We start from the raw sequence: 24,504 nt of genomic DNA, 5'->3' as shown, positions 1-24,504 counted from the left end.
AAAATGACACAAAATGACCATTCAGACGTATATATCATTCCACCTAATTTTGTAAGAGATGGAACTTTGTTCTCTGGAAGGGCAGAAGCCCGAAATGTGGTAGAAGCAGCATTTTTGGCACTCGTTGGAATCCGCTTTTTAGTATTTTTAAATCTTGGAATAAAAGGGAAGATTTATGTCGGGATCATCCTGATTCTGCCGCTTGTGATATTGGCAGTAATCGGTGTCCAGGGCGAAAGTCTTTCCTCTTTTCTTATTCAGCTGTTTTCGTATATGGTGAAAAGGCGTGTTTTAACTGCACCAAGCGGTCAGTACCGTTTGAAACGAAACCGCCGTATCCGGAAACAGCAGAAGAAACGCTGCAGACGGGAACATAAAAAGAGAAAAAAGGAGGGTGGCAGAGATCGGAAGCGAAGTCGAAGAACTGAAGAGAAAACTGAAGGAGGCGAAGAAATCCGAGAAACTCGAAAAAAGGGAAAAACGGCAGCAGGAGCGTGAGCGAAAGAATACTGCCAGACTTCAAAAACGCCAGGATGTGCAGGAAGAAAAACTTCGGAAAAAAGAAGACAGATTACAGGCGCAAAAAGAAAAACGGGAAGCTGTCGCCCGGTTCCATGAACAGGAAGCAGAAGAACGCAGCCTCCGGAAAAATCTGGCTGTGCAGACAGAGGAAGAAACTGTAAAGGAAAAACAGCCTATTCCGGTGAAAGATACAGAACCGGTAGAAACAAAAGGCAGGGAAGAGAACGCCGGTGACCTGGATATTCTTCCAGTGACCTGGGCTTCGTCCTATTTGCCAATCAGTCAGATAAAAAATGGAGTGATTCAAACAAAAGATGAAAGGTACATTAAAATCATTGAGATTTTACCTATTAATTTTCTGTTGCGGTCGGCACCTGAGAAAAGAAATATCATCTATTCTTTTGCCTCGTATCTGAAAATTGCACCGCCCAATTTACAGTTCAAGATTTTATCCAAAAAGGCGGATATCAAGGATTACATAGAGAAGATACGAAGAGAAGCAGAACAGGAACCAGATGAACGATGTAGAATCTTACAGGAAGATTATGCAAAGCTCCTGACACAGCTGGGAACCAGGGAAGCCATCACACGGCGTTTCTTTCTCATTTTTGAATATCCGTTAAGCGGAACCAAATCTGTAAATGAAAGAGATATGTTTTTATACTTGCAATCGGCGGTACAGACTGCGAAGAAATATCTTGCCATGTGCGGAAATGTGGTCCTGGAGCATAAAAACGAAACCCGGTTTTGTGTGGAAGTGTTTTATCAGCTTTTAAATCGGGATACGAGCCTTAAAACAACGCTGGATGAGCGGATTGAAAAAGTACGGAATCATTATATTCTGGAAAATGGGAAAGAAAGTGTGGCAAAAATTCCGGTGACAGAGCTGATTGCACCAGATTCTTTGAATTTTAAAAGCTATAAATATGTGATTCTGGATGGCATTTATCATGCCTACCTCTATATTCCATCTGGCAGATATCGTTCCAGGGTGCCTGCTGGATGGCTTTCCCTTCTCATTAACGCTGGTGAGGGAATTGATATAGATTTGTTTTTCTTTCGCCAGGATAAAAATAAAAGCATGGAGCGGATCGGGCGGCGGATCCGTTTGAACCGCTCAAAAATAAAAGATACCTTTGATTCCAACAGTGATTTTGACAGTTTAAGTGAATCCATTCAGGCAGGTTATTACCTGAAACGTGGACTCTCTGGAAGCGAAGAATTTTACTATATGAGCACCTTAATTACCGTTACAGGGCATAGTGCGCGGGAAGTTGAATGGCGCTCAAAAGAGATGATAAAGCTCTTAAATTCGCAGGATATCGGGGTATCCAAGTGTCTATTCGGGGAAGAACAGGGATTTTTGTCCTCTCTTCCCCTGTTGTGCCTGGATAAGAAAATCTATGAAAGATCCAAACGAAATGTTCTAACATCAGGAGCTGCGGCCTGCTATCCATTTACTGCCTATGAAATGTCGGATAAAGATGGTATTTTGATGGGCGTGAATAAGGCAAACAGTTCCCTTGTTCTGGTGGATATTTTCAATACGTCTGTTTATAAAAATGCCAATATGGTTATTTTCGGGACTTCCGGTTCTGGCAAGACCTTCACCATGCAGCTTATGGCACTTCGTATGAGAAGAAAAAATATCCAGGTATTTATTATCGCCCCGGATAAGGGACACGAATTTGCCAGGGCCTGCAACAACATTGGTGGCACATTCATTCAGATTTCGCCAGCATCTTCCAATTGTATCAACGTTATGGAAATTAGGAAGTCTGATAAAGCAACCAGCGAGCTGTTGGATGGATATGTTTCGGAACGTTCAGAACTAGCTGTGAAGATCCAAAGCCTGCATATCTTTTTCAGCCTTCTGGTACCAGATATGACGCATGAGGAAAAGCAGCTTCTTGATGAGGCTATGGTGCTCTGTTACCAGGAAAAGGGAATCATCCATGATAACCAGAGTCTGTTTGATCCGACAAAGCCAGGGGGTTATAGAAAAATGCCAATCCTGGGAGATTTACACGAAGTCCTTCTTCGAAAGGAAGAGTGTAAGCGGCTTGCCAATATCTTAAACCGTCTGGTGAACGGTTCCGCAGCCAGCTTTAACCAGCAGACGAATGTGGATCTGAATAATAAATATGTGGTGCTTGACATTTCTGAATTATCAGGAGATCTGCTGATTGGAATGTTTGTAGCACTTGATTACGTATGGTCTCGGACGAAGGAAGACCGAACCAGAGAAAAAGCAATCTTCATTGATGAAGCCTGGAAGCTGTTGTCCTCTAATGAACTTGCAGCTGACTATATCCAGGAAATCTACAAAACCATTCGTGCTTATGGTGGAGCTGCAATCAGTGCCTCACAGGATCTTGTTGATTACTATGAGTTGAACGGAGGCAAGATTGGAAGAGGAATCTTAAGCAACGCGAAAACCAAAATCATTTTAAACCTGGAGGTGGCAGAGGCAGAGCTGATACAAAAGGAACTGGATTTATCAGAAGCGGAGTTTAATTCTATTGTTCACTTTGAGAGAGGTTGTGGACTTATTTCAACAAATAGCAATAACCTGGTTGTAGAGTTTAAGGCAAGTCAGTTAGAAAAGGATCTGATCACAACAGACCGGAAAGACCTGCAGAAATTAAAAGGCAAAATTCAAAAGTATGGGGAATCCGCTTATGGGAACACGGAATGACACATAAAGGACGTATAGAAAACGTATTGAATACAGCATTCATGACGTATTCGTGTTTGAAAAAAACAGTAAATGTTATTAATGACGTATAGAAAGACACTTATAAGACGTATTATCACAAAAAATGTGAATGTTGTTATAAATGACGTAAAGAAAACGTCCTTTATGCGTCATAGAGATAATTGAAAAGATTGGCTGGAGGTATTAAAAAATGGAGAATAAACAAAGACCTGTCATTGCTGAAACCAGAGAGCTTGTGCAGAAATACCATGTTTTGGAAAAGGCACAGATTTATGCTTATTTTGCATTAGATGGCAGGGATCATTTTGTTGGAAAAGCATTTAAGGCGTTGGAAAAAGAGCGGCAGGTTTTCATTCATCCAGAACTGGAAGTGGTGGCAGCAAGTGAGGAAGCAATTGCTGCTAAGGATCTGGGAACTATGAAGGCTGTCTGGGTACTGGTTGATGTGATGAAAAAGAAACAAGTGGAAGAACACTTTCCTGCTTCGAAGGAAGAGTATCCGGTACGGATCGTATTCTACGGAGAGGGAGAAATCTTTGATATTTTGTATATTTCAGAGGCGGAAGTTACGGTGGTAAACAATCTGTTTTCGCGGAAAAAAATTGACAGTTGCGGACATATTATTGTAGTCGAAAATCCCGATTATATATCGGCTATTCACATAGCGGATGTGATTGGGTATTGTGTTGTGAAAGAAGGTGGGGAAGTCGAGTATTACCAATATAGTCAAGGCGGATCAGAAGAATAGTACTGAGCCGTTTGGAAAAATTAAGGACCAGCTGGATGAGACTCAGGCTTTAAGCTGGCGGATGGAGCAATATATGGCGGAGTCGCGGAATGTTCTTACTTCGTGTGTCCGTTTAAAATCGGAACTTCAATATGATTATTTCACGGAGTTAGTCCTGGAAGCCGCAAAAACATCTGAAAAATTAACCGATAAGCTTCGAAGGCTTACCTTAGAAGTGACAGTTAACCCAGTTCAATACGAAAACTACAAGGCGGAGCTTGTGACCATTCATGGAATCGAGGTGGAATTTTCTGAGGGAATCCTAAAGGTGGCATTGCCACTTCTGGTGCCCCATAGAAAAGATTTTTACACGGATTTTTTATACAAGCCACTGCATACAGCACTTCAGAACTGGTGCTTGGAACGGGTAAAAAAGGCGCTGGAAATCCCATTTTTCGAAGAATGCCTTGTCTGTTTTGTGCATGTTTATAATAAAAATCTGCCTTTGGTAGGGCGTGTTCGGGATCACGATAACATTGAGGAAAAACATGTACTGGACATTGTTTCCAGTTTCTGTATGAAGTCAGATAGTGGTTTTTATGTGGATACTTTTCATACAACCAGGCTTGGAATGGAAGATGGCACATTATTATATGTGATGGAGGCTAAGAAATTTCCAGGCTGGATCCGTGAAAACAGCCAGCTTTTGGATATCGAAAAAGAAGCACTTTAAGATCAGAAAAATTCGATATATAGAATAGGCATTTAAGTGTTTGAAGAATAAGGCATTTTGGGATATGAGAATCCAGAAAAGATACCCAAGTATTCAACATATAGGGTACAGATTCTTATTGATTTTGAGTGGGAGGTGGAAATGAAAAAGGAGGATGTGTTGTTAAGACTGATTGCGATATCAGGGGAATTGCCAGCAGGCCTGGTAGGAGAAATTGTAGAATCAGAATCTTATGCAGCAGCTCTTATTACCAGGCTGAAAAAGGAAAATTATATCTCTGTGAGAAATGCAGGCGGATATAAGGGGTATGTGTTAAGGAGGAAAGGGAAAAGGTATCTTCTGGAGAGGTATGAAGATGACCTTTCCTTTTTTCTTTCTGGATCTGCACAGACCAATCATGTGAAAAGTGAACCGGAAAAGAGGCTGCGGCTTTATCGGATGAGCGAGGTATGGGTCTTTCTTTGGAAGATGGGTATTGAGATTTTTCAAAGCCAGAAGCCAGATCTTGGAAATGGGTTTGAAAAAAGTGGGAAAAAAGCAGTGTATTATGGCAGTCTGGAATACAAAGAGAGCGCAGAAGCAATCAAGGGTTCCAGAGCCTGCGGCGTGCTACTTACCGGGGATACAGCTTATGTCGTTTACAACACCATGGCAAAAAGAATGAAATGGGCGCAAAAGATGGAAATGGCAATGCGTACCTGGACCGAACGTATGCTGTTAATTGGTGGAGGATTACGACAGGCTGATTCGCTTATCTTGGGAAATACTATGGATTTCCTTCTTGAACTTTTAAATAGTGATGGCGGTGTTCGCAAAAATCTATATCAGGTAGATGATGTGTACGAACACTATTATTACATCCCGCGGACAGATAACGCAAAGGTTCAGATGGAGCTTCTATTAACTTCCTGGAAACGGGAGAAGATAAAAAATCTGTTAGCAACATTAGTAAAGTATCCAAGGCGTAAACAATACGCCTTAAGCGAGGGCTTTGATAAGGACATGCAGCTAATCTATTTCTGTCATGAATTGGATATGCGTCATTTGTGCCGCATAAAGCAGGAAATTGGCTGGAAGCAGAAAGGAACAATCATCTGCTTAGATTACCAGGCGAATGTGCTCAGAGCATATTTTGGAGAGGGGGTGAGGGTTCGTGAGCTGAATACAGATAAAATCATGGAATATCTGACTAAGGGCAGGGACGAATAAGCCCACAGTCTAAGTCAGGAGGTGTCTATGAGTAATCTATTTGACACTGGAAGTGAAACAGTAAACAGGATGTGCCGCCTGCAGTTTACGGGAAATGTCATTCCGTCCACCTGGTATCACACAATTAAAAAAGAAACCGGAAAACCAAACTTAAATGCGATTATTATTCTGGCGGACATTGTGTACTGGTATCGGCCTGTGGAAATCCGGGATGAGGCAACCGGGCAGTTGTGCGGATTCAAAAAGAAATTCCAGGCTGACATTCTACAGAGAAACTATCAGCAGTTGGCGGATCAGTTTGGTATCACGAAACGAGATGCGGTGAACGCTATCGTTGAACTGGAAAAGCTAGGAGTGGTAACAAGGGTATTTCGGACAGTCAACATCAAAGGGCAACTTTACTCCAATGTCATGTTCCTAAATCTGGATGTAGATGTATTAATTCAATTAACCTATCCGGAAACGTTGGAAAATGCATTCATAGGGATACCAGATACCCCCTATCACTCATTTGGGGGACAGCCCCCACCGAAAAAAGTGACAGGGGTCACTAATATAAGTGAGAGGGTATCCCCGAAAAAAGTGACAGCTGTCCCCGATTTGGGGGAGACATATACAAAGAATACATACAAAGACTTTAACAAAGATTTCTCCCTCTCTTCATATCGGGAAGTGGAAGATCAGATAAAACGGCAGATTGAGTATGAAAACCTGATATTGGATCATCCACATGATGACAGGGTAGGGGAAATATTGGGATTGATTGTGGATGTGATGACTTCATCCGCAGAGATAATCCGGGTGAACCGGGAAGAGAAGCCAGCAAATGTGGTAAAAGCCCAATTTGCCAAATTAACAAAAGAGCATGTGGATTTTGTTTTATTCAGAATGGATTCCAATACCACAAAGGCCAGGAATATCCGGGCGGTCCTTCTTACAGCACTATATAATGCTGTCAACACAATGAGCAGCTATTACGATAACCTATATCAATATCACATAGTAGAAGAAATGAGAGGTGATGAAAGGAAAAAGGATGTTTAAAAAATTTGATAAATGGAAGTTGATTCTTGTAATCATTGGGGCAGTATTGTTAGCAGGATACATGGGAGGATTTTTATACATTCTTCTTGGAGATGCAAATGTTGACCTTAACCCTATTCACTGTATGGCGGCAGGATGGACCAGCACCGGGGGCAGGATGTGGATCCTGTTCTCGGTTCTGGTACTTTTCTTTCTTACGGCACTCGTGATTTATCGTGGCAGTGAAAACCCATTACAGGATGAGCGTGGTTTTGAGTTGTCCGATCAGGGTACTTACGGAACTGCTGGCTTTATGAAAGAAGGGGAACAGGCAGAGATATTAAGGGCTGATAAAACAATAGACGGAGTAAATGGAATCATATTTGGCAGGGAGCTTGGAACAGGAAAGGTTCTAAGCCTTCCTGTAGATTCCAGGCTAAACCGGAACATTGCTGTCTGCGGCTCCCAGGGTTCTATGAAATCCAGGGCATTTGCAAGAGTCATGGCATTACAGTGCGTGCGCCGTGGGGAGAGCATGTACATTACGGATCCCAAATCCGAACTTTATGAGGACTTATGTGCGTATCTGAAAGATTCAGGATATGTGGTAAAACAATTGAACTTGATTCAGCTGACGCATTCGGATGCCTGGAACTGTTTGGCAGAAATTGATGAGGGAGAGCTGATCGATGTATTTTGTGATGTGGTAATTCGTAACACCACAGACAAATTTGATCATTTTTACGATAATGTGGAGATGGATTTATTAAAAGCTCTTTGCCTGTATGTGTATGAGGAATATCCGCCAGAGCAGCGTACCTTTGCGGAGGCCTATAAACTCTTGCTCAATAAAAGTGTCGATATGCTGGATTCGATTTTTGAAAGACTGCCAACGAACCATCCAGCAAAAGGGCCATATCAGCTCTTTGCAAAAGCGGAAAAGGTAAAAGGAAATGCGGTGCTTGGTCTTGGAACCAGGTTACAGATTTTGCAAAATAAACTGGTACAACAAATCACCAGTCATACGGATATCGATCTTTCACTTCCAGGAAAAGAAAAGTGTGCATATTTTTGTATCACATCCGATCAGGATTCTACGTTTGATATGTTGGCAACTCTTTTCACCTCATTTCTAATCATCAAATTGGTTCGTCTGGCTGATCGGACTGAAGAGCGCGTGCTGCCGGTTCCAGTAAGTTTCATCCTTGATGAGTTCCCCAACATCGGCGTGGTTCCTGACTTCAAAAAGAAGCTTGCAACAGCCAGATCCAGGCGAATTGGCATGAGTATCTTGTTCCAGAACATTCCACAGCTTCAGAACCGTTACCCGGACAATCAGTGGGAGGAAATTCTTGGAGGCTGTGATTTCTCCATTTTTCTTGGCTGTAATGACATGACAACCGCAACCTATTATAGTGACCGGACTGGAGAGATTACGGTGTCAGTAGCTTCTATCAGGAAAAACTATTATACCATACGTGCCACTGACTATGTACCGGAATATTCAGAGTCAAGATCCCTTGGAAAAAGGCAGCTCCTTCTTCCAGATGAGGTGCTTCGCTATCCACTAAACCAGGGAATCTTGATTATTCGTGGCCACAATGTGTTGAAGTTCCAGAAATTAGACTATACCGAACATGAAGATGCAAAGAAGCTCCGTCTGGAAAAAGTTGTGGAACACGTCCCAGAGTGGTACAAAGAATGGGAAAAGGAAAAAACACAGGAACAGCCTTTTTCATATATGGGGCAGGAAGATGATGTATCTACTCAACCTCAGTCAGAAGGTAGTATAAGTGAGACCTGGGAAGAACCTGTTGCACTTGATACAAAGCCCAAAAGAAAACCAGGCAAAAAAACGAATCCTGTTCAAAGCGTAACACGAGTGGAAGATTTATTTACTGGGAGGGAGGTGAAGCCGGATGACAATTGATCTGGCACAGATCAAAGACAATTCCATGGTACGGTATGGTTTTAAGATCCTTCTCATGCGGGAATTTGATATCCACATAAACGAGACGGATGTTAGCAGACTCATAAAAGCGGCAGGATGTATTGAAATATATGATTCTTTAGAAGAATTTCTGGAAAAGAGCAGTTGGAAAAAAGATAATCCAGAGCTGTGCGAAAAGAAGTATTTATTGGATAATCATATTTGCAGGTATATCCAGGGGAAAGTCTGGTATTTTTCCAGGCTTCGGTACGAGAATCAAATGTAGGAAATACAAAGTTGGAATATCTTATAAAGCTATTGATTTTTATAATAAATCATGCTAATATAAAGAAACATAATTTAGTTTTCACTTTTTAATACTTAGGTCTACGGACCGAAAATTCAGGGCTATTTTGCAGAAGAGATTATTCGGATTTTGCAAATAGCTCTGAATTTTTTTATAAAAAAGGCAGCAAAAAAGGAGACTCCATAGAGGATAGAAGAGTCTCCTTTTTTGAGGTTCCTATTTTGGGACCAAAGGCCATACTTAAAGCAACAAATTGCAGCTGCAATTAGGGGCGCTGCTAAAAAACATTGTTCTTAAGTAGGAGAAAATGATGAAACAAATAATGAAAAAAAACTTTAAAAGAATATCATCTTTATAATAATTGAAAAATGAAAACAAGTCAATAGATTTTATGAAAATTATAAAAAAATCGAAAACCGGAACCAAAAATCAGAAAATTAAAACAAAATGCTTTAGGAAATATCGTGAGATCCTTTGAGCCAAAAATCTTGACACGGTTTCTCACACTCTCTATAATGAGGATATATTTCGGTTTAGAGTTATAGAAGTAAAGCGGGGGAAGTTTTTTGACAAAAGAGGCAATTTATCAGTATGTAAAAGAGCAATATGGAACAACACCGGAGCATCTTTGGAAGCGGGATCCTAAGTCAGCGGTGCTTCGGCATAAAAACGGAAAATGGTATGCAGTTTTTATGAATGTAGATAAGAATAAATTAGGAATTCCGGAAGAGGGAAGCGTAGACATTATGAATGTGAAATGCAATCCGGAGTTAAATGGGTTTATTGCACGAACCTATGGGATTAGGCCAGGGTACCACATGAATAAGGAGCATTGGATATCTGTAGTATTGGATGGCTCTGTTGGAGATGGTAAAACACTGGATTTTTTGGATATGAGTTATGATTTAATTGATACGGGAAGAAAATAATTTTTTTAAATACCCTTTAGGAATAGAAATAAACCTAAAGGGTATTTTCCTCTTAAGCGATGTACAAGGGAGGATGTATTATTCTTTATCTTAAGAGGGAAGCTTCCTGGTTGCAGTAAATACATCTATATTTTCCACTGGAGGACAGTTTGAAGATGTGCTCACAGTTTGCTTCCGTACTGGTAATGCAGCGGGGATTTTTGCATTTGATTACATTCTTTAACGTTTTTGGCGGAACAGGGTGGTATTTTTTTACCACTTTTCCATCACGGATCACGATCAGCGTGACACCCTCATTTAAGTAACCAAGGACTTCCAGAAGCTCAGGCTCTGTAAGCCCCTCTATTTTAATCAGGTCTTTACAGCCGTATTTTTCACTTCTTACAGACTGCAAAAGGGCAACGGACTGTTTCTGGGAGTCCAGTTCCAGAAGCTTGTAAATATCCATTCCTTTTCCAGCCGGGATATGATCGATCACAATTCCGTTTTGGATAGATTCAATCTTTAACATTACAGCACCGTCCTTCCTGTCAGCGGATCCGGGATTTCAAGCAGAGCCATGATCAATGCCATACGGATATATTTTCCGTTCTGCACCTGGTCAAAATAAGCGGCTCTTGGATCCTGGTCCACGTCTGTGGCAATTTCGTCCACCCTTGGGAGAGGATGGAGAACCGGCATATCCGGCTGTGCCAGATTTAATTTTTCCCGGTTTAAAATATAGGTATCCTTTAACCGGACATAATCTTCCTCGTTAAAGAAACGTTCTTTCTGAACTCTTGTCATATAGAGCACGTCCAGCTTGGGAAGGGTTTCCTCCAGGCTGGTGACTTCTTTGTAAAAAGAATGGTTTGGCTTTAAGGTCTCTTCCATCACGTAATCCGGGATCTTAAGTTCCTCCGGGGAGATGAAGTAAAACTCGTTTCCAGGATGACGTACCAGGCTGTTTACCAGGGAATGTACGGTGCGTCCAAATTTCAGATCCCCGCAAAAGCCAACTGTCAGATGATCCAGATGACCTTTCCTCTGACGGATAGTCATAAGGTCAATCAGTGTCTGGGTTGGATGGTTATGACCGCCATCCCCGGCATTAATTACTGGCACTGTGGCATACATGGAGGCACGAAGGGGAGCGCCTTCCTTGGGATGCCGCATTGCAATGATATCTGCATAGCAGCTTACCACCCGGGCGGTATCAGCTACCGTTTCTCCTTTTGTGGCACTGGACTGCTCAGCACCAGCAAAGCCAAGGGCCTTTCCTCCAAGGCTTAGCATGGCAGATTCAAAGGAAAGACGTGTTCTGGTACTTGGCTCGTAAAAAAGAGTAGCAATCTTTTTCCCATTCGCCACATGGCTGTACACTTCCGGATTTTCTGCAATGCGGTCTGCCAGATCCAGAACTTTTGTAGTTTCTTCAAGGGTAAAATCAAGTGGATCGATCAAATGTCTCATAACCAGGCTCCTTTTGTTAAAAACTGATCCCGTCTGGCTCCGACGGAAATAAACTGGATCTCATGGTTCAAAAGCTGCTCCAGGATACGGATGTAGGCTTTGGCATTCTCCGGAAGCTCTTCATACGTCCGGCAGCCGGAAATATCGCATTCCCAGCCCGGGAGCATTTCTACTACAGGGACAAAGCTGTCCAGTTCATCCATAGGGTCAAAATCCATGGTCACAACACCGTCACGTTTGTAGCCTGTGATCACGGGAATCTCTTTCATGGAACTTAAGACATCCATTTTGGTAAGTGCGATCTGATCTGCATTCTGGCATTTTAATCCATAACGGCTGGCTACGGCATCAAACGGTCCCACCCTGCGGGGACGGCCTGTGGCAGCACCATATTCACCGCCCGCTTTTCGAAGTTCTTCTTCCCAGGCATCGGACATTGCCTTTTCTGCTACAAAAGGACCGGCACCAACACAGGTAGAATATGCTTTTAAAACGCCCACCACATGATCCAGGGATTTTCCCGGAATTCCGGCACCGATCGGGCCATAGGCAGAAATGGTAGAGGAACTTGAGGTATAGGGGAAAATACCATAATCAATATCCCTCATGGCGCCAAGCTGGGCTTCCAGCACTACCTTTTTGCCCTCTGACAGTGCCTGTTCCAGAAACTCACCCGTGTCTGCAATATAGGAGCCAAAGAGTTCTGCCTGTTCCTCACACCAGGTGAGAAGAGCAGGGTAAGACATTGGCTCCTGATGATAGCAGCCTGCAAGCTCCAGGTTTTTTGCCTCCAGCATGGTTTTTAATCTGGCTTTTACGGAATCCTCTTTTAAATGAAGCAGATCCCCAAGACGAAGGGTTTTCTTACGGTACTTGTCACTGTAGGCGTAGGCGATTCCACGGCGGGTAGAGCCAAAGGCGCTTCCGGTTTTTGCCAGCCGGTTTTCTTCTAACTCATCCTGTACCTTGTGCCATGGCATGGAGATCGTGGCACGCTTTGAAAGCTTCAGATGATCCGGTGTAACCCGGATTCCTTTTTTCTCTATTTCATGGATTTCCCGGGAAAGATGTTCCAGATCGACTACCATTCCGTCCCCGAGGACACATACCACACCTGGATGTAAGATACCAGATGGGAGAAGATTTAAGACAAATTTACCCTGGTCGGTGACCACTGTGTGACCTGCGTTGTTGCCGCCCTGGTAGCGGACTACCACATCTGCCTGCTCCGCTAAAAGATCGATCACACGGCCTTTTCCTTCATCGCCCCAGTTTATACCGGTTACTGCTGTAAGCATTTGTTCCTCCTTTGAAAACACGTTCCTGTTTCCCTTTTTTATTCGGGTACATAATACGCTTGACGTAGGAATAAGTAAAAACTATAATTGATATAATTGGAATAAATATATGATATGCCAAAAGAAAAGGAAAAATATTATGGACGTAAATTTCGAGTATTACAAGATCTTTTATTATGTGGCAAAATACCACAACTTTACCAAGGCCGCCCAGGCGTTAAACAACAGCCAGCCTAACATCACCCGGGCCATGAACTGTCTGGAACAGCAGCTGAATACCACTTTATTTATCCGTACTAACCGCGGTGTACAGCTTACCCCGGAAGGAGAGCGGCTTTATACCCATGTGCTTGGTGCAATGGAGCAGTTTCAGGCTGCAGAAGAGGAGCTGGCGGACAGCTCCGGGCTTTCCCACGGAAGTATAGCAATTGGCGCCAGCGAAACTGCCTTGAATATTTTCCTGCTTGATAAATTAAAAAATTTCCATATGACTTATCCGGGAATCCGGCTGAAGCTTTATAACCATTCCACCCCGGAAGCCATTGAATCCGTAAAAAGCGGAAAGATCGATTTTGCAGTAGTTTCCACTCCGGCAGAGGTGGATTCCCCATTGAAACAGATCATGCTCATGCCCTTCCAGGAGATTCTGGTTGGTGGTACCACTTTTACAGCGCTTGGAAGCCAGGAGCTTTCCCTTCGGGAGGTAAAGAACTATCCGCTGATTTCTCTTGGACGGGAAACTATGACCTATAAATTTTACAACAGTGTATTTTTATCCCATGGCCTGGATCTTTCCCCGGATACGGAAGCTGCCACTGCGGACCAGATCCTGCCGCTTGTAAAATGCGAGCTTGGCCTTGCCTTTTTGCCCCAGCCAATGGCAGCGCCCTCCCTTCTGAAAAAAGAAATCGTACAGATCCCACTAAAAGACGAAATCCCGGAGCGTCAGATCTGTCTGGTGTATGACAGCCAGCATCCTATGGGCGCTGCGGCAAGGGAATTAAAAAACACAATTGTAGCTGGGCGGGTTTAAAACCAGCGTATGGAGAAAATTTTAGTGAGTTGTAAAAAACTTGGAGGAGGTTTTCTATGGATTACATCAAAGAAGCAAAAAAACTTGGGTTTTCAAATGCGGCAATCATGGATACACAAAAACTTGTGTTCAAACCGGAATACCGAAAGTTTTGTGAAGAAAATCAGTGTGGATGTTACAACGTGAATCCCGCCTGTCCACCTGAATGCGGAACAGTAGAATCTATGAAACAAAGGGTATTCGCCTATGAAAAAGCGCTTATTCTCCAGACGATACAAAACAAGGATATGGACTACAAAATGGCGAAGCTTGCGCACAATAAACTCACCGAACAGCTGGCCTCTAAAATAATGGAATCTGGAAATACCGACCTGCTGATCATGTCCGCTGGTCCTTACAGGCACCATTCCTGCATGTCCGCCTACTGTGTTGATGCCCAGGAAATGGCAGATGCGGTGGGAATGATCTGCTGGGGGACCGATGATAAGATACGGTATTTTTCACAAATTTTATTTCATGGAAACTTGTAATGGAAAACACATACAACGGTCAATGATATGGCAGACATAAAAATATGATATGAAAGAGAAACCTTTCATCCTATTGCGGTATGACTATAACAATGCTATAATCCCTCCCGAAAAGAGACAAGTACAGCTCTCATCATGATCCAAACAGAAAAAGAGGCGTTTTAGTATGAAAACAGTTTTACCAAGAGAACAGGCTGTAGAAGATATTTTTTCCAAAATCCTGGCTTCCCCGGAGGCATCAAGAAGACTTCGTGAAGTGTTTTACCAGTATCTGGATGATGAACATATGCTGGTGGATGAGGATCCGGACCACTTTTTGCAGGTACTCTTTCACGCTTACCAGAACGGGGATGTAAGTGCCCTTCTTCTGGAATTGTGCGGAAAAAGTATGTTTGATCTGCTCCGCGAAGCCTATCTGATCCCAAGAAAATTCCATGGAAAGGCAGGAGAGAATCCGGTCCTTCTTACCAATGTGGAAGGGAAGCTTCTTAAAGATGTTGGAAAGATGGTTTCCGCCCATGACTATGGAAAATTTAAGGAAACCTTTGACCGGCATGAATGCGTACCAAGATCCAGACTTTATCTGGCAGATGGATATGACATTGTACGCTCTTACATGGATGGATTGGAAATTAAAGAGGAAAAAGAAGAGTGCCAGCGTGGGATTTTAATCCTCTATGCACTTCCGGATACCTGTAAGCTGGGGCTTACAGAAGCGCAGGCTTATGCGGTTGTATGGAAGACTTTCCAGGAGATCCAGCAGGCAGCACCCCGTGCAGTGGTCTTTTACGGACAGGAGACCGGTGTAAAAAAGGAAAATCCTGAGAAACCCTTTGATGAACTTGGCGTTCTGCTTCCCATCCATGAGTTTGAAAAGAAAATGCTCCAGCATATGGAGGAAATTGACGGGATCGTCCTTGCCTGCAGGGAGCGGATGATGGAACTAGCTGGAAATGACAGCCTGAAATTATAAAGGGACTTTTCGGAAGGAAGTGGGCTTATGCAGCCAGAAATGATCAGAAAAAATCACATGGACGTGGAGTGGCATGAATACACCGATGAAAATGGCCAAAATACTCCCGTTATAAATGCAAGCATCACCGAAAAGGCTTCCATTATCGGACGTGTGGGGATCATGTTTTTATCCTGTGGGACTGGAGCCTGGAGGGTCCGAAGCTCCATGAATGCCCTGGCCGAAGCAATGGGAATTACCTGTACCGCAGATATCGGACTGATGTCCATTGAGTACACCTGTTTTGATGGGGAAAATGGCTTTACCCAGTCTTTATGCCTTACCAATACAGGGGTGAATACGTCAAAGCTGAACCGGCTGGAGCATTTTATCCGCAATTTTGAAACAGAGGGAAAAAACATGTCCGGGGAAGAGCTTCACAGCTATCTGGATGAAATTGAAAGGATCCATGGCCTTTATTCCCCGGCTGCCCTGGGACTGGCTGCCGCCATTGCATGCTGTGGATTTACCTTTCTTTTAGGCGGAGGACCAGTAGAGATGTTTTGTGCTTTTATTGGAGCAGGACTTGGAAATTTCCTTCGCTGCAAGCTGACCAAGCATCATTTTACCCTGTTCCTTGGCATTGTTTCCTCTGTCTCCCTGGCATGCTTTGTATATGCAGGATTATTAAAATTAGGGGAAATCCTGTTTGGGATTTCCATTCAGCATGAAGCAGGATATATCTGTGCCATGCTTTTTATCATCCCTGGTTTTCCCTTTATTACCAGCGGAATCGACCTGGCAAAACTGGATATGCGTTCTGGTATGGAACGGCTTACTTATGCACTGATTATTGTTCTGGTAGCCACTATGTCTGCCTGGATCATGGCTATGCTTCTTCACTTACAGCCGGTGGATTTCATAAAGATCCATATGCCTGTTGCAATGTGGATCCTCACACGGCTTATTGCAAGCTTTTTCGGCGTGTTCGGTTTCTCCATCATGTTTAACAGTCCGGTAAGGCTTGCCTGTTCTGCAGCAGTGCTTGGGGCGGTTGCAAATACCCTGCGGCTGGAGCTTGTGGATCTTGCCGCCTTACCTCCGGCAGTGACCGCATTTATCGGAGCTCTGACAGCCGGGCTTCTGGCCTCCCTTCTGAAAAATAAGGTGGGCTACCCAAGGATTTCCGTTACCGTTCCTTCTATTGTGATCATGGTACCGGGGCTTTATTTATACCGTGGATTTTATAATCTTGGAATCATGTCCTTATCTGTGTCTGCCTCCTGGTTTGCAGCTGCACTTCTGATCATTGCAGCGCTTCCGCTTGGACTAATCTTTGCAAGGATTTTAACAGATAAGGCGTTTCGGTATTGTACCTGACAGGTGCAAAAAGCGAGTCACGGAGGGCCAACACCCCTGTTTATGCACCAATCTTAAAAAAAATTACTTTTCCAATCTACAGGGAGGATGCTATAATGGAGGAGACAAAAATAATTCTTTTCTTTTAATAGAGAAGAGTGGAATTTAGAGAAAACAAGAAGTTCTTTATATTGTAAAATGCAGGAGGGTGAAATATGGATTGGGATCTTAAAATAACAGATCTGGAAGGATCTACACCAGAGCACTCTGCTGTAATTGTAAATTTTGTTGCAGCGGTCAGGCACCAGTTAAAAAATAGTACTTGCTATGTATATTCGGATAATGTGCAATACCGTTTCAAAGATAACCAGGGCAATAACAAGATTGTGATTCCGGATGCTTCCATAAACTGCCGTACGAAATCAAGGCGTGGAAACACTTTTACAGATGCGCCACGTTTTGTTATGGAGGTTTTGTCACCATCAACAGAAAATTATGACCGGACAGAGAAAATGCAGCTGTATTGTGAGCAGGAGATTGAAGAGTATTGGATCGTTGACTGGCGTAAAAAAACAGTTGAAATCTATGAACTGGATTATGAGGGGGAGATTCCCAAATACTATCTTTTAAAAACAGTCACAGAAGAAAATAAGGATGAGTTACAACTGCTTCATTTTCCAAAGATAAAGATTACCTTTGACGAATTATTTGAAGAAATTGATTAGTGCTTGTAACCAAGACCGCAATAAATGTGATAGGTGAAATTGCGAAAAAAGGATATTTGATTATAAATAAGAATTGTAAAAGTGATTTGCAAAATAGTGAATCACTTTTTTATTTGAAAATATTTTTTTCAAAAATCCTATTGACACAGAAAAAATCAAATTGCTACATTGGAACTGCAACAGGAAATGGTTTCGAAAATGGAGGGTTTGCGATGAGAAAAGCAAAAAAATGTAACACAGGAAAGAAGAAATTCGTAGTTGTTTGGCTGGCATTGGTAGTTTTGTTCCTTGGAAGCTTTATAAGGCCAGTGGATGTCCAGGCTGCAAAAGTGAAACTGAACAAATCGGCGGTTACCATCTATCGGGGAGCTTCCACGTCGCTGAAAGTATCGGGAAGCAAAAAGAAAGTAAAATGGAGTTCTTCTAAAAAATCCGTTGCATCTGTTTCGGCTTCTGGAAAAGTAACTGGAAAAAAGGGTGGATCAGCATACATCTGTGCAAAAGTGGGAAAACGTACCCTGAAATGTAAAGTGACCGTAAAAGAGCCGAATAAATCCAAACGCCTTAATCTGGCCAAGAAAGAAGCAAAGAAAATCGTAAAAAAATATGTGGCTGCGGATCTGAATGCAAAGGAGCGGGCTTTTGTATTGTTCCGGTATCTGACCGAGCATTGTTCCTGGCAGTTAAACCAGTCTTCAGAAGCCTACCAGAAGAATTATGGAAATGAAGCTTATGCAGCTTTGGTAATGAAAAAAGCAGCCTGCTCAGGATATGCAAAAGCGTACACACTGCTTTGTGAGGCTGCGAATGTTCCGGTACGGCATGTGAATGCCGGCAGCTGGACACACCAGTGGAATGAAGTAAAGGTAAACGGTAAATGGATCAAGGTAGATGCTTATGGTGGAACTTTTGCAGATACCACCGGAATTCGAAAATCCTTAAGAACTTCATCGGAGGATCAGGAACAGTTAGTATTTCATTTTACGATTGAGAGATAATTTCAGAATGAAAATAGAGAAGCTGGGGCAGAAATGGAATATGCCTGTAATAGAAATGGAATATGCCTGTAATAGATGTTGACAAATATAGCATAATAAAATTATAATATGTATATAATATTACTATGAAAGCGAGAGGTGATCTTATGAACATTCGTCCATCAGCTGCTATTAGACAAAATTATAATGAGATTGCAGATCTTTGCCGTAAATCTTCAGAGCCTGTTTTTCTGACAAAAAATGGAGAAGGTGATCTTGTGGTGATGGATATTGAATCCTTTAACCGACGGGAGAAAATGTTGAAATTAAGAGAAGAACTGCTTGCTGTTGAAGAGGATCGTCTGGCAGGAAGAACAGGATGCAGTCTTGATGAATTGGAAAGTTATCTTGATAATATAATAGAAGAGGGCTGAAAATGTCAGAAAGAAGAAAATACAAAGTTATCGTATCGGACCGGGCGAAGCAAATGCTTGGAGTACATATTCGCTTTCTGGCACAGGTAGATAAGGATGCCGCAAGAAATAAGAAAAAAGAATTAATGGAAGCAATGCGTTCATTAGCGTATAGTCCAAATCGTTTTCCTTTTTTGAATGAACCTTATATTCCATGTAATAAATATCACAAAATGTTTGTGAAAAACTGGTATTTGATTTTATATCAAATTGAGGATGATACAGTTTATGTGGATTACATTTTAGACTGTAGAAAAGAGTATAATTGGCTCATCCGTTGAACCAGCAGTTGTACTTATTTGCAACTAAAATGTGACATGATTGCAACATATCTAAAAATGCAGAGATGTATCGCTGGAGGTGAGCATCCCTGCATTTTTTATGGGTACATTGTGATTCAATTGAAATAGTATGAAAGAACTATAAGGGGTATCGGTGGTTCACGGTAATTGCTTGTGTATTAACAAAAGCTTTATACAGATGAATGTAATCACTTAAAAAGGTGCAGGTTAATCAAAAAGATTGTGTTTATTCGCTCTTTTCTGAGCAATTTCATATACTTCTTCGTCTGCTCGGACGCCGATTACAATAATCATCATAGACGATTCGGTACGGCGAAGCTGATATACAACACGCAAACCAGCAGAGCGGAGTTTAATCTTCAGAAGTCCGGCAAGATTAGTACTGCTGTGATTACCAAGCGGTTTTCCATAACCTTGTTCTTCAACAGGCAGTGGATTTTGCTGAACTTTTTTGATGGCCTTCAGAACAAGAATACGCTGACTTCCATCTAGGTCTTTTAAGTCTTTTTCTGCTTCAGGAAGGTATTCTAGTTTCCAATTCATTCAATGTCTACCTCGTCAAAACCGGTAAGATCGTCTTCTGTAATACCAAGACGGCGGTTCATTTCTTCCTCAGAAATTAAAGTGGCAGGATTAAAGTGTGCCATACGTTCAGAAGCAACGGCAAGAAGACGAGCATCATTTACCTCATCCATTAGACGGACGTATTCTTCAGGGGAAATGAGAACACATTCTGCAACGTTGTTTTTCATTACGACTTTAGCACCACTCTGCTTCACATCTTCAAAAATTTTTCCAGCAAGGCCACGGTTAAATTGGCTGATCGGAACCGTATTTTTAATTGCACTCATAACAGATGCCATAATCGTCAACTCCTTTCTTTACTTGTATTATAGCAGATACCTGCAAAATATCAACTAATTAATCAATATATTTACTGACAAATATACGCGAAATGGAATCCTTTAGGTATTGCCTTTCGGGTGATGGTGATTTTATCTCCTAATGATTGAAATATCTTCTAAAAAATAGTGAAATTTAGGAGATAAATAATTACCTGGGAGATTGGTTATAAGAATTTACTGGAATAAAAAATTTATTAGGCTTGAACTTTTGAAGATTTTTGCAGCCAATATTAGCAAGTGTATTTATTTGCAACTAAAATGCGACACGATTGCAACATCCATAATATTGACTTCAGATTCTCTTTATAATAGAATGGTACTCGTAAAAAGAAGGCACGAAAAAGCAGTTTGTTTATGCAGGCTGCTTTTTTTGTGCCTTCTTGTCGTATAAATAATAGGAGGGCAACACATGGCGAACACAAAAAAAGCAATTGAAGAAGTAACGGAAAAAGAAATTCCACGCGCAGCCTATGAAGGTGTCTTAACAATCGACGTTGACGCACAGGTGGAGAGCGCACAGGAGCAGGAGGATACCAGATGGCACCAGCTACTTAATGCACACCGTACCAGAAAGGTACTCACAGGCCAGCTTGGTGGTATTGAGAAGCTGGAAAGCGGCTGGATGGTTGCAGTAACTTATTACAACGGTTTTCGTATTATCATCCCGATGAATGAAATGATGATTAACTTAAGCGGAGACGGCCGGGAGAACGCAGACACCTTAAACCGCCAGGTTCGTATTGCCAACAACATGCTTGGCTGTGACATTGATTTCATTATCAAGGATCTGGATACCAAAAGCCGGAGTGTGGTAGCCTCACGAAAGGATGCCATGCTGAAAAAGCGTCAGACTTTCTACATTGGAGAAGAAGGGGAGAAGCCGCTCCTGTATCCCGGAAGAATCGCAGAAGCCAGGGTGATCGCAGTAGCACCAAAAGCAGTACGCCTGGAGGTGTTTGGTGTGGAAGTATCCGTCCGGGCGCGTGATATGGCCTGGGAGTGGATGCTGGATGCCAGTGAAAAATTCCAGGTTGGTGACCTTGTCCAGGTTATGGTTAATAAAGTAGATGGTCAGGAACCAGAACAGATTAGCGTGGAAGTGGATGCCAAAACCCCGACGGCCAATCTCAATAAAGATAATCTTCGGAAATGCCACCGTCAGGGCAAGTACACAGGTGTGATCACAGAAGTTTATAAAGGCACGTATTTTATGAGGCTTGATATCGGGGTGAATGCCGTGGCACATTCGTGCAACATGCCAACCCTTCCGGGAAAGGGAGATAAAATCGGAATTGTAGTGACCAGAATTAACGATAATTACGAAGTCGCAGAAGGGATTATCACAAGGCTGATTAAAAGATATAAATAAAAATTAAAACTAACGAAAATCCTATTGACACAGAAAATGCGATTTTTTTAAAATCGGGACAAACAGGAAAGGAGACGAATGAAATGGCAAAAATGAAGAAAAAACAGCAGAATGAAAAACTGTATTGTCCCTACTGTGGCGGGCTGGCGGTGCTGCGTCCAGCAGAGTATGTTTATGGTGAGCGTAATTTAAATCCTGATAACTATTTGTATGTTTGCAGTGGTTACCCATCCTGTGATTCTTATATTGGAGTCCATAAAAAGAGTATGCGGCCTATGGGAACTCTGGCAAATGGGGATCTTCGCCATAAACGGATTGAAGCACACCGGGCGTTAAATAAGGTGGTACAGGCTGGCATCATGACCAAACATGGTGCTTATATCTGGCTGCAGAACCGCCTGTGCCTGCGGGAAAAGGACATGCACATTGGAATGTTCTCCGAGTACCGGTGTGAGGAAACTATCCGGGAGTGTAATATACTTATGGAACAATATGCAAAGACGAACCGAATTTCTTCCTGTGAGAAGAAAACGCTGGCAGCATGAGAAATGGAAAAAATATCCTGCGTTTGCAGGCGGATGAGGAAGATGTCTACCACCTGATGGATCTAAGGGAACGGTATTTTGTACTGATCGGAGCAGGCTCCCTTATAGAGGGAATCGCGGCTTATTTTCTGTTTTTCCAGATCCGATGCTGGGATCTCATATATCTGTGTGCGGCACTTTTCCTTGGGATTTTTCTTCTTCTAAGGCAGTCAAACAAAATCAGTAAAAGAATCATGGAAGCGGAAGTCTGTTACATGGAGCTGGATGAATTCAGTCTGGCAGTCTGCCAGCCGGAAAAAAACGGGCATTATGAATGCTGCCGGATCTTTTATGAAGAGATTGATAAAATCGTAGAGGGCAGTCGCAGAGGAATCCCGGAATTTTACATTGTGTTGGGCGAAAATGAAAACCGGGAGAGCTTTTTCCTTCTGGACGAAGAAGAGCAGGACCGGACGATCTTCCTTGTCCGCTCGTTTGGATTTAATCATCAGAGGTTTACGGAGTTTTATAGGAAGCTCCGCTGGAATGTTCCCGGAAAAACCCGGATCATTGGAACGAAGAACCAGGAGGTATGGAACCTTCGAAAACCAAATATCGAAGTCTGCATTGTAGCAGGAATGATTGCCTGTTATGTGATTCCGAAACTCCTGGAAGTTATGAAGCTACACTAGGAGGAACTGGATTATGAAATGGTACACAGCCATTGGATGCAAAATGGAAGATGATGAGGGCAGGCTTCTGGTAAAGATTGACGGTCAGGAGAAGGTGCTCACAGAGATGGAAGGCATGCTGTGGGCGGCTCTTACCTGGAGCCTCTGTGCAGAAAATAGAATCTATTCCCAAATGTACCGGGTATTATGCCTTACATTTGGAGAAGAGTATGCAACCGAATGGGCGGACGAAGAGGATTTTTTGTTTTGCTTAAGGCGCCTGAAAAAACGTGGTCTGGTAGCGGAGTGTGATGACGAGAGTAAGGAGGAAGCTTTGTGGCTCCTTCTTAGTAAATCTGTGGTATCGCCTGTCACGGATTCGTTTTCAGAGCGGTTAGGCGCATTTGCAGACGATCTGGCACTTGGAAAAGGACTGAAAATCGCATTGCGGGCTTTTAAAAGGCCCGTGTTTACCTATGAAGAGCGAATGGTTCTACAGCAGCTTGCAGGTGGTGGCTATATTCCTTATCATCTGGCAGAGTTAACCAGACAGGCGGGTGCCGTTCCCCTGTCTGTGGAAGAACGAAAGATCGTTCAGAAACAGGTCTTGCAGGAATTCATGCAGATCCTGGTTTCCCTATTTAAGAAGAAACAGTTTGTAATCAGCTGCATCCAAGAAGGAGGTCTCCTTGAAGAAAAAGAAGAAATGGAAAACATGGCTGTCTGAGCAGTACCTAAAATACAGAGAACATTATACCGGGATACCGGGCTTTTTTAAAAAGAGAATTGTGAATACCTTACTGTTATCGTTTCTCTTATTGTATGGAGGCTGTGCCCTTGGTCTGGCGCAAAAATCAGCTGGATTTGTGGGATGGACAGTTTTTTTGGCAGTCTGTGGAATTGGGTATGCGGGGTATATTTATTACCTGGCAGTTACAAAATCCTATGAGGTGGTGGAAGGAACTGTGACAGAGATCCATGCGGAACTTCTTTTTGATGGTTTTAAGAGGGTTCTGGTGCAAGGGGATGATGGGATTACCACAGAGCTTTTGTTAAATAAAGAGACAGTTGTCATGTATGGAAAAGCCTACCGCTTTTATTTTAACCAGAATGCACATGCATTCTCAGGAATTCGAAGGTTGGATGCAGCTTTTGATTTTGGAAATTTTTTTGGAGTGGAGGAAGTAAAAGAGTAATCCGGGTCAGGGAGTACCAGGCATGGTTCGAGTCCATGCCGCCCTGTTTCCATGTAAACGCATGGAAAATATGTATAAAGGAGAGCTATGCAATATGGCGGAAACAAAATGTGGAACCGTGAAATGGTTCAGCGCAAAAAAAGGTTACGGATTTGTAACCGGGGAGGATGGCGAGGATTACTTCGCACATTTCTCCCAGATCAAGATGGAAGGCTTTAAAATGCTTTCCGGTAAGCAGCCTGTACAGTTTGAAGTTGGAACGGACGAAAATGGCAGGGCGCTTGCAATGAATATCCTTCCCCTTATAGCAGAGGAAGATGCATAAAAGAAAATAAATTTTGAAACACAAAATATATAAAAAATGTGTTTGACAGCCACAAGATGTTGTGGTAACCTTTAAATGAAATCATATTTTATCAGTCATCTATGGCTGATCTTACATTTTAGATCCGGACATTCCGGATGAATCTCTTTTGGGCGGTTCGCCCTAAACTCAGCAAATAAGTTAGAACATTGGAAGATACGAAAAGATAGGAATTCTTTTGGTGTCTTTTTTTGTTGCAAAATGAAGAAAAGGAGGAAGCAGAATGAGAAAAATTAAAGAGACCGTACTGGTCAAAATGGAAAAAAGGAATGCCA

Annotated in this window: 28 protein-coding genes; 23 read left to right on the top strand and 5 right to left on the bottom strand. The window is 42.5% G+C overall.

Going from position 1 to position 24,504, the window contains the following annotated elements:
• The first annotated feature begins 3 nt into the window (after positions 1 to 3).
• The 9 genes from ACESTK_RS14040 to ACESTK_RS14000 all read left to right on the top strand — a co-directional run bounded on the left by ACESTK_RS14040 (position 4) and on the right by ACESTK_RS14000 (position 10,099).
• Positions 4 to 498 carry a hypothetical protein gene (locus ACESTK_RS14040; protein ID WP_177968933.1) on the top strand — a complete coding sequence of 165 codons (495 nt, stop codon included), beginning with the start codon at positions 4 to 6 and terminating at the stop codon, positions 496 to 498.
• Positions 395 to 3,220, top strand: a complete 2,826-nt coding sequence (locus tag ACESTK_RS14035; protein WP_226855590.1) for a hypothetical protein — start codon at positions 395 to 397, stop codon at positions 3,218 to 3,220. Before ACESTK_RS14040 ends, ACESTK_RS14035 begins: the two co-directional genes overlap by 104 nt.
• A 211-nt stretch (positions 3,221 to 3,431) precedes the next feature.
• Positions 3,432 to 3,989: a DUF5697 family protein gene (locus ACESTK_RS14030; protein WP_118580531.1), complete on the top strand. Its 558-nt coding sequence runs from the start codon at positions 3,432 to 3,434 to the stop codon at positions 3,987 to 3,989.
• Positions 3,990 to 4,062: 73 nt separating this feature from the next.
• Positions 4,063 to 4,701, top strand: a complete 639-nt coding sequence (locus tag ACESTK_RS14025; protein WP_226855589.1) for a DUF6100 family protein — start codon at positions 4,063 to 4,065, stop codon at positions 4,699 to 4,701.
• A 141-nt stretch (positions 4,702 to 4,842) separates the two neighbouring features.
• A complete protein-coding gene (locus ACESTK_RS14020) occupies positions 4,843 to 5,910 on the top strand; it encodes a hypothetical protein (RefSeq protein WP_207749349.1) in 1,068 nt (355 codons plus the stop codon).
• A gap of 27 nt (positions 5,911 to 5,937) precedes the next feature.
• Entirely contained in the window at positions 5,938 to 6,954 is a 1,017-nt protein-coding gene (locus ACESTK_RS14015) for a DUF6017 domain-containing protein (protein WP_118580534.1), read from the top strand.
• A complete protein-coding gene (locus ACESTK_RS14010) occupies positions 6,947 to 8,863 on the top strand; it encodes a VirD4-like conjugal transfer protein, CD1115 family (protein ID WP_226855588.1) in 1,917 nt (638 codons plus the stop codon). Before ACESTK_RS14015 ends, ACESTK_RS14010 begins: the two co-directional genes overlap by 8 nt.
• Positions 8,853 to 9,149, top strand: a complete 297-nt coding sequence (locus tag ACESTK_RS14005; protein ID WP_118580537.1) for a hypothetical protein — start codon at positions 8,853 to 8,855, stop codon at positions 9,147 to 9,149. The genes ACESTK_RS14010 and ACESTK_RS14005 overlap by 11 nt, the downstream gene beginning before the upstream one ends.
• A gap of 587 nt (positions 9,150 to 9,736) precedes the next feature.
• A complete protein-coding gene (locus ACESTK_RS14000) occupies positions 9,737 to 10,099 on the top strand; it encodes an MmcQ/YjbR family DNA-binding protein (RefSeq protein WP_118580540.1) in 363 nt (120 codons plus the stop codon).
• Positions 10,100 to 10,184: 85 nt separating this feature from the next.
• On the opposite strand, the gene ACESTK_RS13995 is transcribed toward ACESTK_RS14000, so the two are convergent.
• The 3 genes from ACESTK_RS13995 to ACESTK_RS13985 are packed head-to-tail and all read right to left on the bottom strand — an operon-like array spanning position 10,185 to position 12,849.
• Positions 10,185 to 10,610 carry an aspartate carbamoyltransferase regulatory subunit gene (locus ACESTK_RS13995; protein WP_373120014.1) on the bottom strand — a complete coding sequence of 142 codons (426 nt, stop codon included), beginning with the start codon at positions 10,608 to 10,610 and terminating at the stop codon, positions 10,185 to 10,187.
• The gene (gene pyrB, locus ACESTK_RS13990) at positions 10,610 to 11,551 is read right to left on the bottom strand and encodes an aspartate carbamoyltransferase (protein ID WP_118580546.1); all 942 of its coding nucleotides are present in this window, start codon (positions 11,549 to 11,551) and stop codon (positions 10,610 to 10,612) included. The genes ACESTK_RS13995 and pyrB overlap by 1 nt, the downstream gene beginning before the upstream one ends.
• A complete protein-coding gene (locus ACESTK_RS13985) occupies positions 11,548 to 12,849 on the bottom strand; it encodes an adenylosuccinate synthase (protein WP_173718696.1) in 1,302 nt (433 codons plus the stop codon). The genes pyrB and ACESTK_RS13985 overlap by 4 nt, the downstream gene beginning before the upstream one ends.
• A gap of 139 nt (positions 12,850 to 12,988) precedes the next feature.
• Here ACESTK_RS13985 and ACESTK_RS13980 point away from each other — a divergent pair, with 139 nt between their 5' ends.
• The 8 genes from ACESTK_RS13980 to ACESTK_RS13945 all read left to right on the top strand — a co-directional run bounded on the left by ACESTK_RS13980 (position 12,989) and on the right by ACESTK_RS13945 (position 19,179).
• Positions 12,989 to 13,882 carry a LysR family transcriptional regulator gene (locus ACESTK_RS13980; protein ID WP_118580549.1) on the top strand — a complete coding sequence of 298 codons (894 nt, stop codon included), beginning with the start codon at positions 12,989 to 12,991 and terminating at the stop codon, positions 13,880 to 13,882.
• A 56-nt stretch (positions 13,883 to 13,938) separates the two neighbouring features.
• The gene (locus ACESTK_RS13975) at positions 13,939 to 14,412 is read left to right on the top strand and encodes a DUF2284 domain-containing protein (RefSeq protein ID WP_117849756.1); all 474 of its coding nucleotides are present in this window, start codon (positions 13,939 to 13,941) and stop codon (positions 14,410 to 14,412) included.
• Between the two features lie 166 nt (positions 14,413 to 14,578).
• On the top strand, positions 14,579 to 15,385 hold the full coding sequence (locus ACESTK_RS13970; RefSeq protein ID WP_118580552.1) for a DUF4866 domain-containing protein: 807 nt from the start codon (positions 14,579 to 14,581) through the stop codon (positions 15,383 to 15,385).
• A 27-nt stretch (positions 15,386 to 15,412) separates the two neighbouring features.
• Positions 15,413 to 16,744 (top strand): threonine/serine exporter ThrE family protein, encoded by a 1,332-nt coding sequence (locus tag ACESTK_RS13965; protein WP_118580555.1) that lies wholly within the window; start codon positions 15,413 to 15,415, stop codon positions 16,742 to 16,744.
• 194 nt (positions 16,745 to 16,938) lie between these two features.
• Positions 16,939 to 17,448: a Uma2 family endonuclease gene (locus ACESTK_RS13960; protein WP_118580558.1), complete on the top strand. Its 510-nt coding sequence runs from the start codon at positions 16,939 to 16,941 to the stop codon at positions 17,446 to 17,448.
• Between the two features lie 212 nt (positions 17,449 to 17,660).
• Positions 17,661 to 18,446, top strand: a complete 786-nt coding sequence (locus tag ACESTK_RS13955; RefSeq protein ID WP_147422314.1) for a transglutaminase-like domain-containing protein — start codon at positions 17,661 to 17,663, stop codon at positions 18,444 to 18,446.
• A 146-nt stretch (positions 18,447 to 18,592) separates the two neighbouring features.
• Positions 18,593 to 18,859 (top strand): type II toxin-antitoxin system prevent-host-death family antitoxin, encoded by a 267-nt coding sequence (locus tag ACESTK_RS13950; RefSeq protein ID WP_117853822.1) that lies wholly within the window; start codon positions 18,593 to 18,595, stop codon positions 18,857 to 18,859.
• Positions 18,860 to 18,861: 2 nt separating this feature from the next.
• Positions 18,862 to 19,179: a type II toxin-antitoxin system RelE/ParE family toxin gene (locus ACESTK_RS13945; RefSeq protein ID WP_118580564.1), complete on the top strand. Its 318-nt coding sequence runs from the start codon at positions 18,862 to 18,864 to the stop codon at positions 19,177 to 19,179.
• Between the two features lie 228 nt (positions 19,180 to 19,407).
• Here the strand turns inward: ACESTK_RS13945 and ACESTK_RS13940 are convergent, their stop codons facing one another.
• The gene (locus tag ACESTK_RS13940; RefSeq protein ID WP_118580567.1) at positions 19,408 to 19,743 is read right to left on the bottom strand and encodes a type II toxin-antitoxin system RelE/ParE family toxin; all 336 of its coding nucleotides are present in this window, start codon (positions 19,741 to 19,743) and stop codon (positions 19,408 to 19,410) included.
• Entirely contained in the window at positions 19,740 to 20,063 is a 324-nt protein-coding gene (locus ACESTK_RS13935; protein ID WP_118580570.1) for a type II toxin-antitoxin system Phd/YefM family antitoxin, read from the bottom strand. Before ACESTK_RS13935 ends, ACESTK_RS13940 begins: the two co-directional genes overlap by 4 nt.
• A gap of 451 nt (positions 20,064 to 20,514) precedes the next feature.
• Between ACESTK_RS13935 and ACESTK_RS13930 the strand changes: the two genes are divergently transcribed.
• The 6 genes from ACESTK_RS13930 to ACESTK_RS13905 all read left to right on the top strand — a co-directional run bounded on the left by ACESTK_RS13930 (position 20,515) and on the right by ACESTK_RS13905 (position 24,190).
• On the top strand, positions 20,515 to 21,474 hold the full coding sequence (locus ACESTK_RS13930; protein ID WP_118580573.1) for a S1 RNA-binding domain-containing protein: 960 nt from the start codon (positions 20,515 to 20,517) through the stop codon (positions 21,472 to 21,474).
• Between the two features lie 83 nt (positions 21,475 to 21,557).
• The gene (locus ACESTK_RS13925) at positions 21,558 to 22,019 is read left to right on the top strand and encodes a zinc-finger-containing protein (protein WP_195991525.1); all 462 of its coding nucleotides are present in this window, start codon (positions 21,558 to 21,560) and stop codon (positions 22,017 to 22,019) included.
• Positions 22,016 to 22,690 (top strand): hypothetical protein, encoded by a 675-nt coding sequence (locus tag ACESTK_RS13920; protein WP_243284050.1) that lies wholly within the window; start codon positions 22,016 to 22,018, stop codon positions 22,688 to 22,690. The genes ACESTK_RS13925 and ACESTK_RS13920 overlap by 4 nt, the downstream gene beginning before the upstream one ends.
• A gap of 13 nt (positions 22,691 to 22,703) precedes the next feature.
• On the top strand, positions 22,704 to 23,396 hold the full coding sequence (locus ACESTK_RS13915; RefSeq protein ID WP_373120011.1) for a hypothetical protein: 693 nt from the start codon (positions 22,704 to 22,706) through the stop codon (positions 23,394 to 23,396).
• On the top strand, positions 23,359 to 23,865 hold the full coding sequence (locus ACESTK_RS13910; protein WP_173718705.1) for a hypothetical protein: 507 nt from the start codon (positions 23,359 to 23,361) through the stop codon (positions 23,863 to 23,865). Before ACESTK_RS13915 ends, ACESTK_RS13910 begins: the two co-directional genes overlap by 38 nt.
• A gap of 94 nt (positions 23,866 to 23,959) precedes the next feature.
• Positions 23,960 to 24,190 (top strand): cold-shock protein, encoded by a 231-nt coding sequence (locus ACESTK_RS13905; RefSeq protein WP_195991523.1) that lies wholly within the window; start codon positions 23,960 to 23,962, stop codon positions 24,188 to 24,190.
• Positions 24,191 to 24,504 lie beyond the last annotated feature (314 nt).

Source organism: Ruminococcus sp. Marseille-P328 (assembly GCF_964249465.1).
Classification (GTDB): Bacteria; Bacillota; Clostridia; order Lachnospirales; family Lachnospiraceae; genus Blautia_A; species Blautia_A faecis.
The sequence above is the reverse complement of the archived record's forward strand: the minus strand, read 5'-3'. Positions and strand labels throughout refer to the sequence as shown.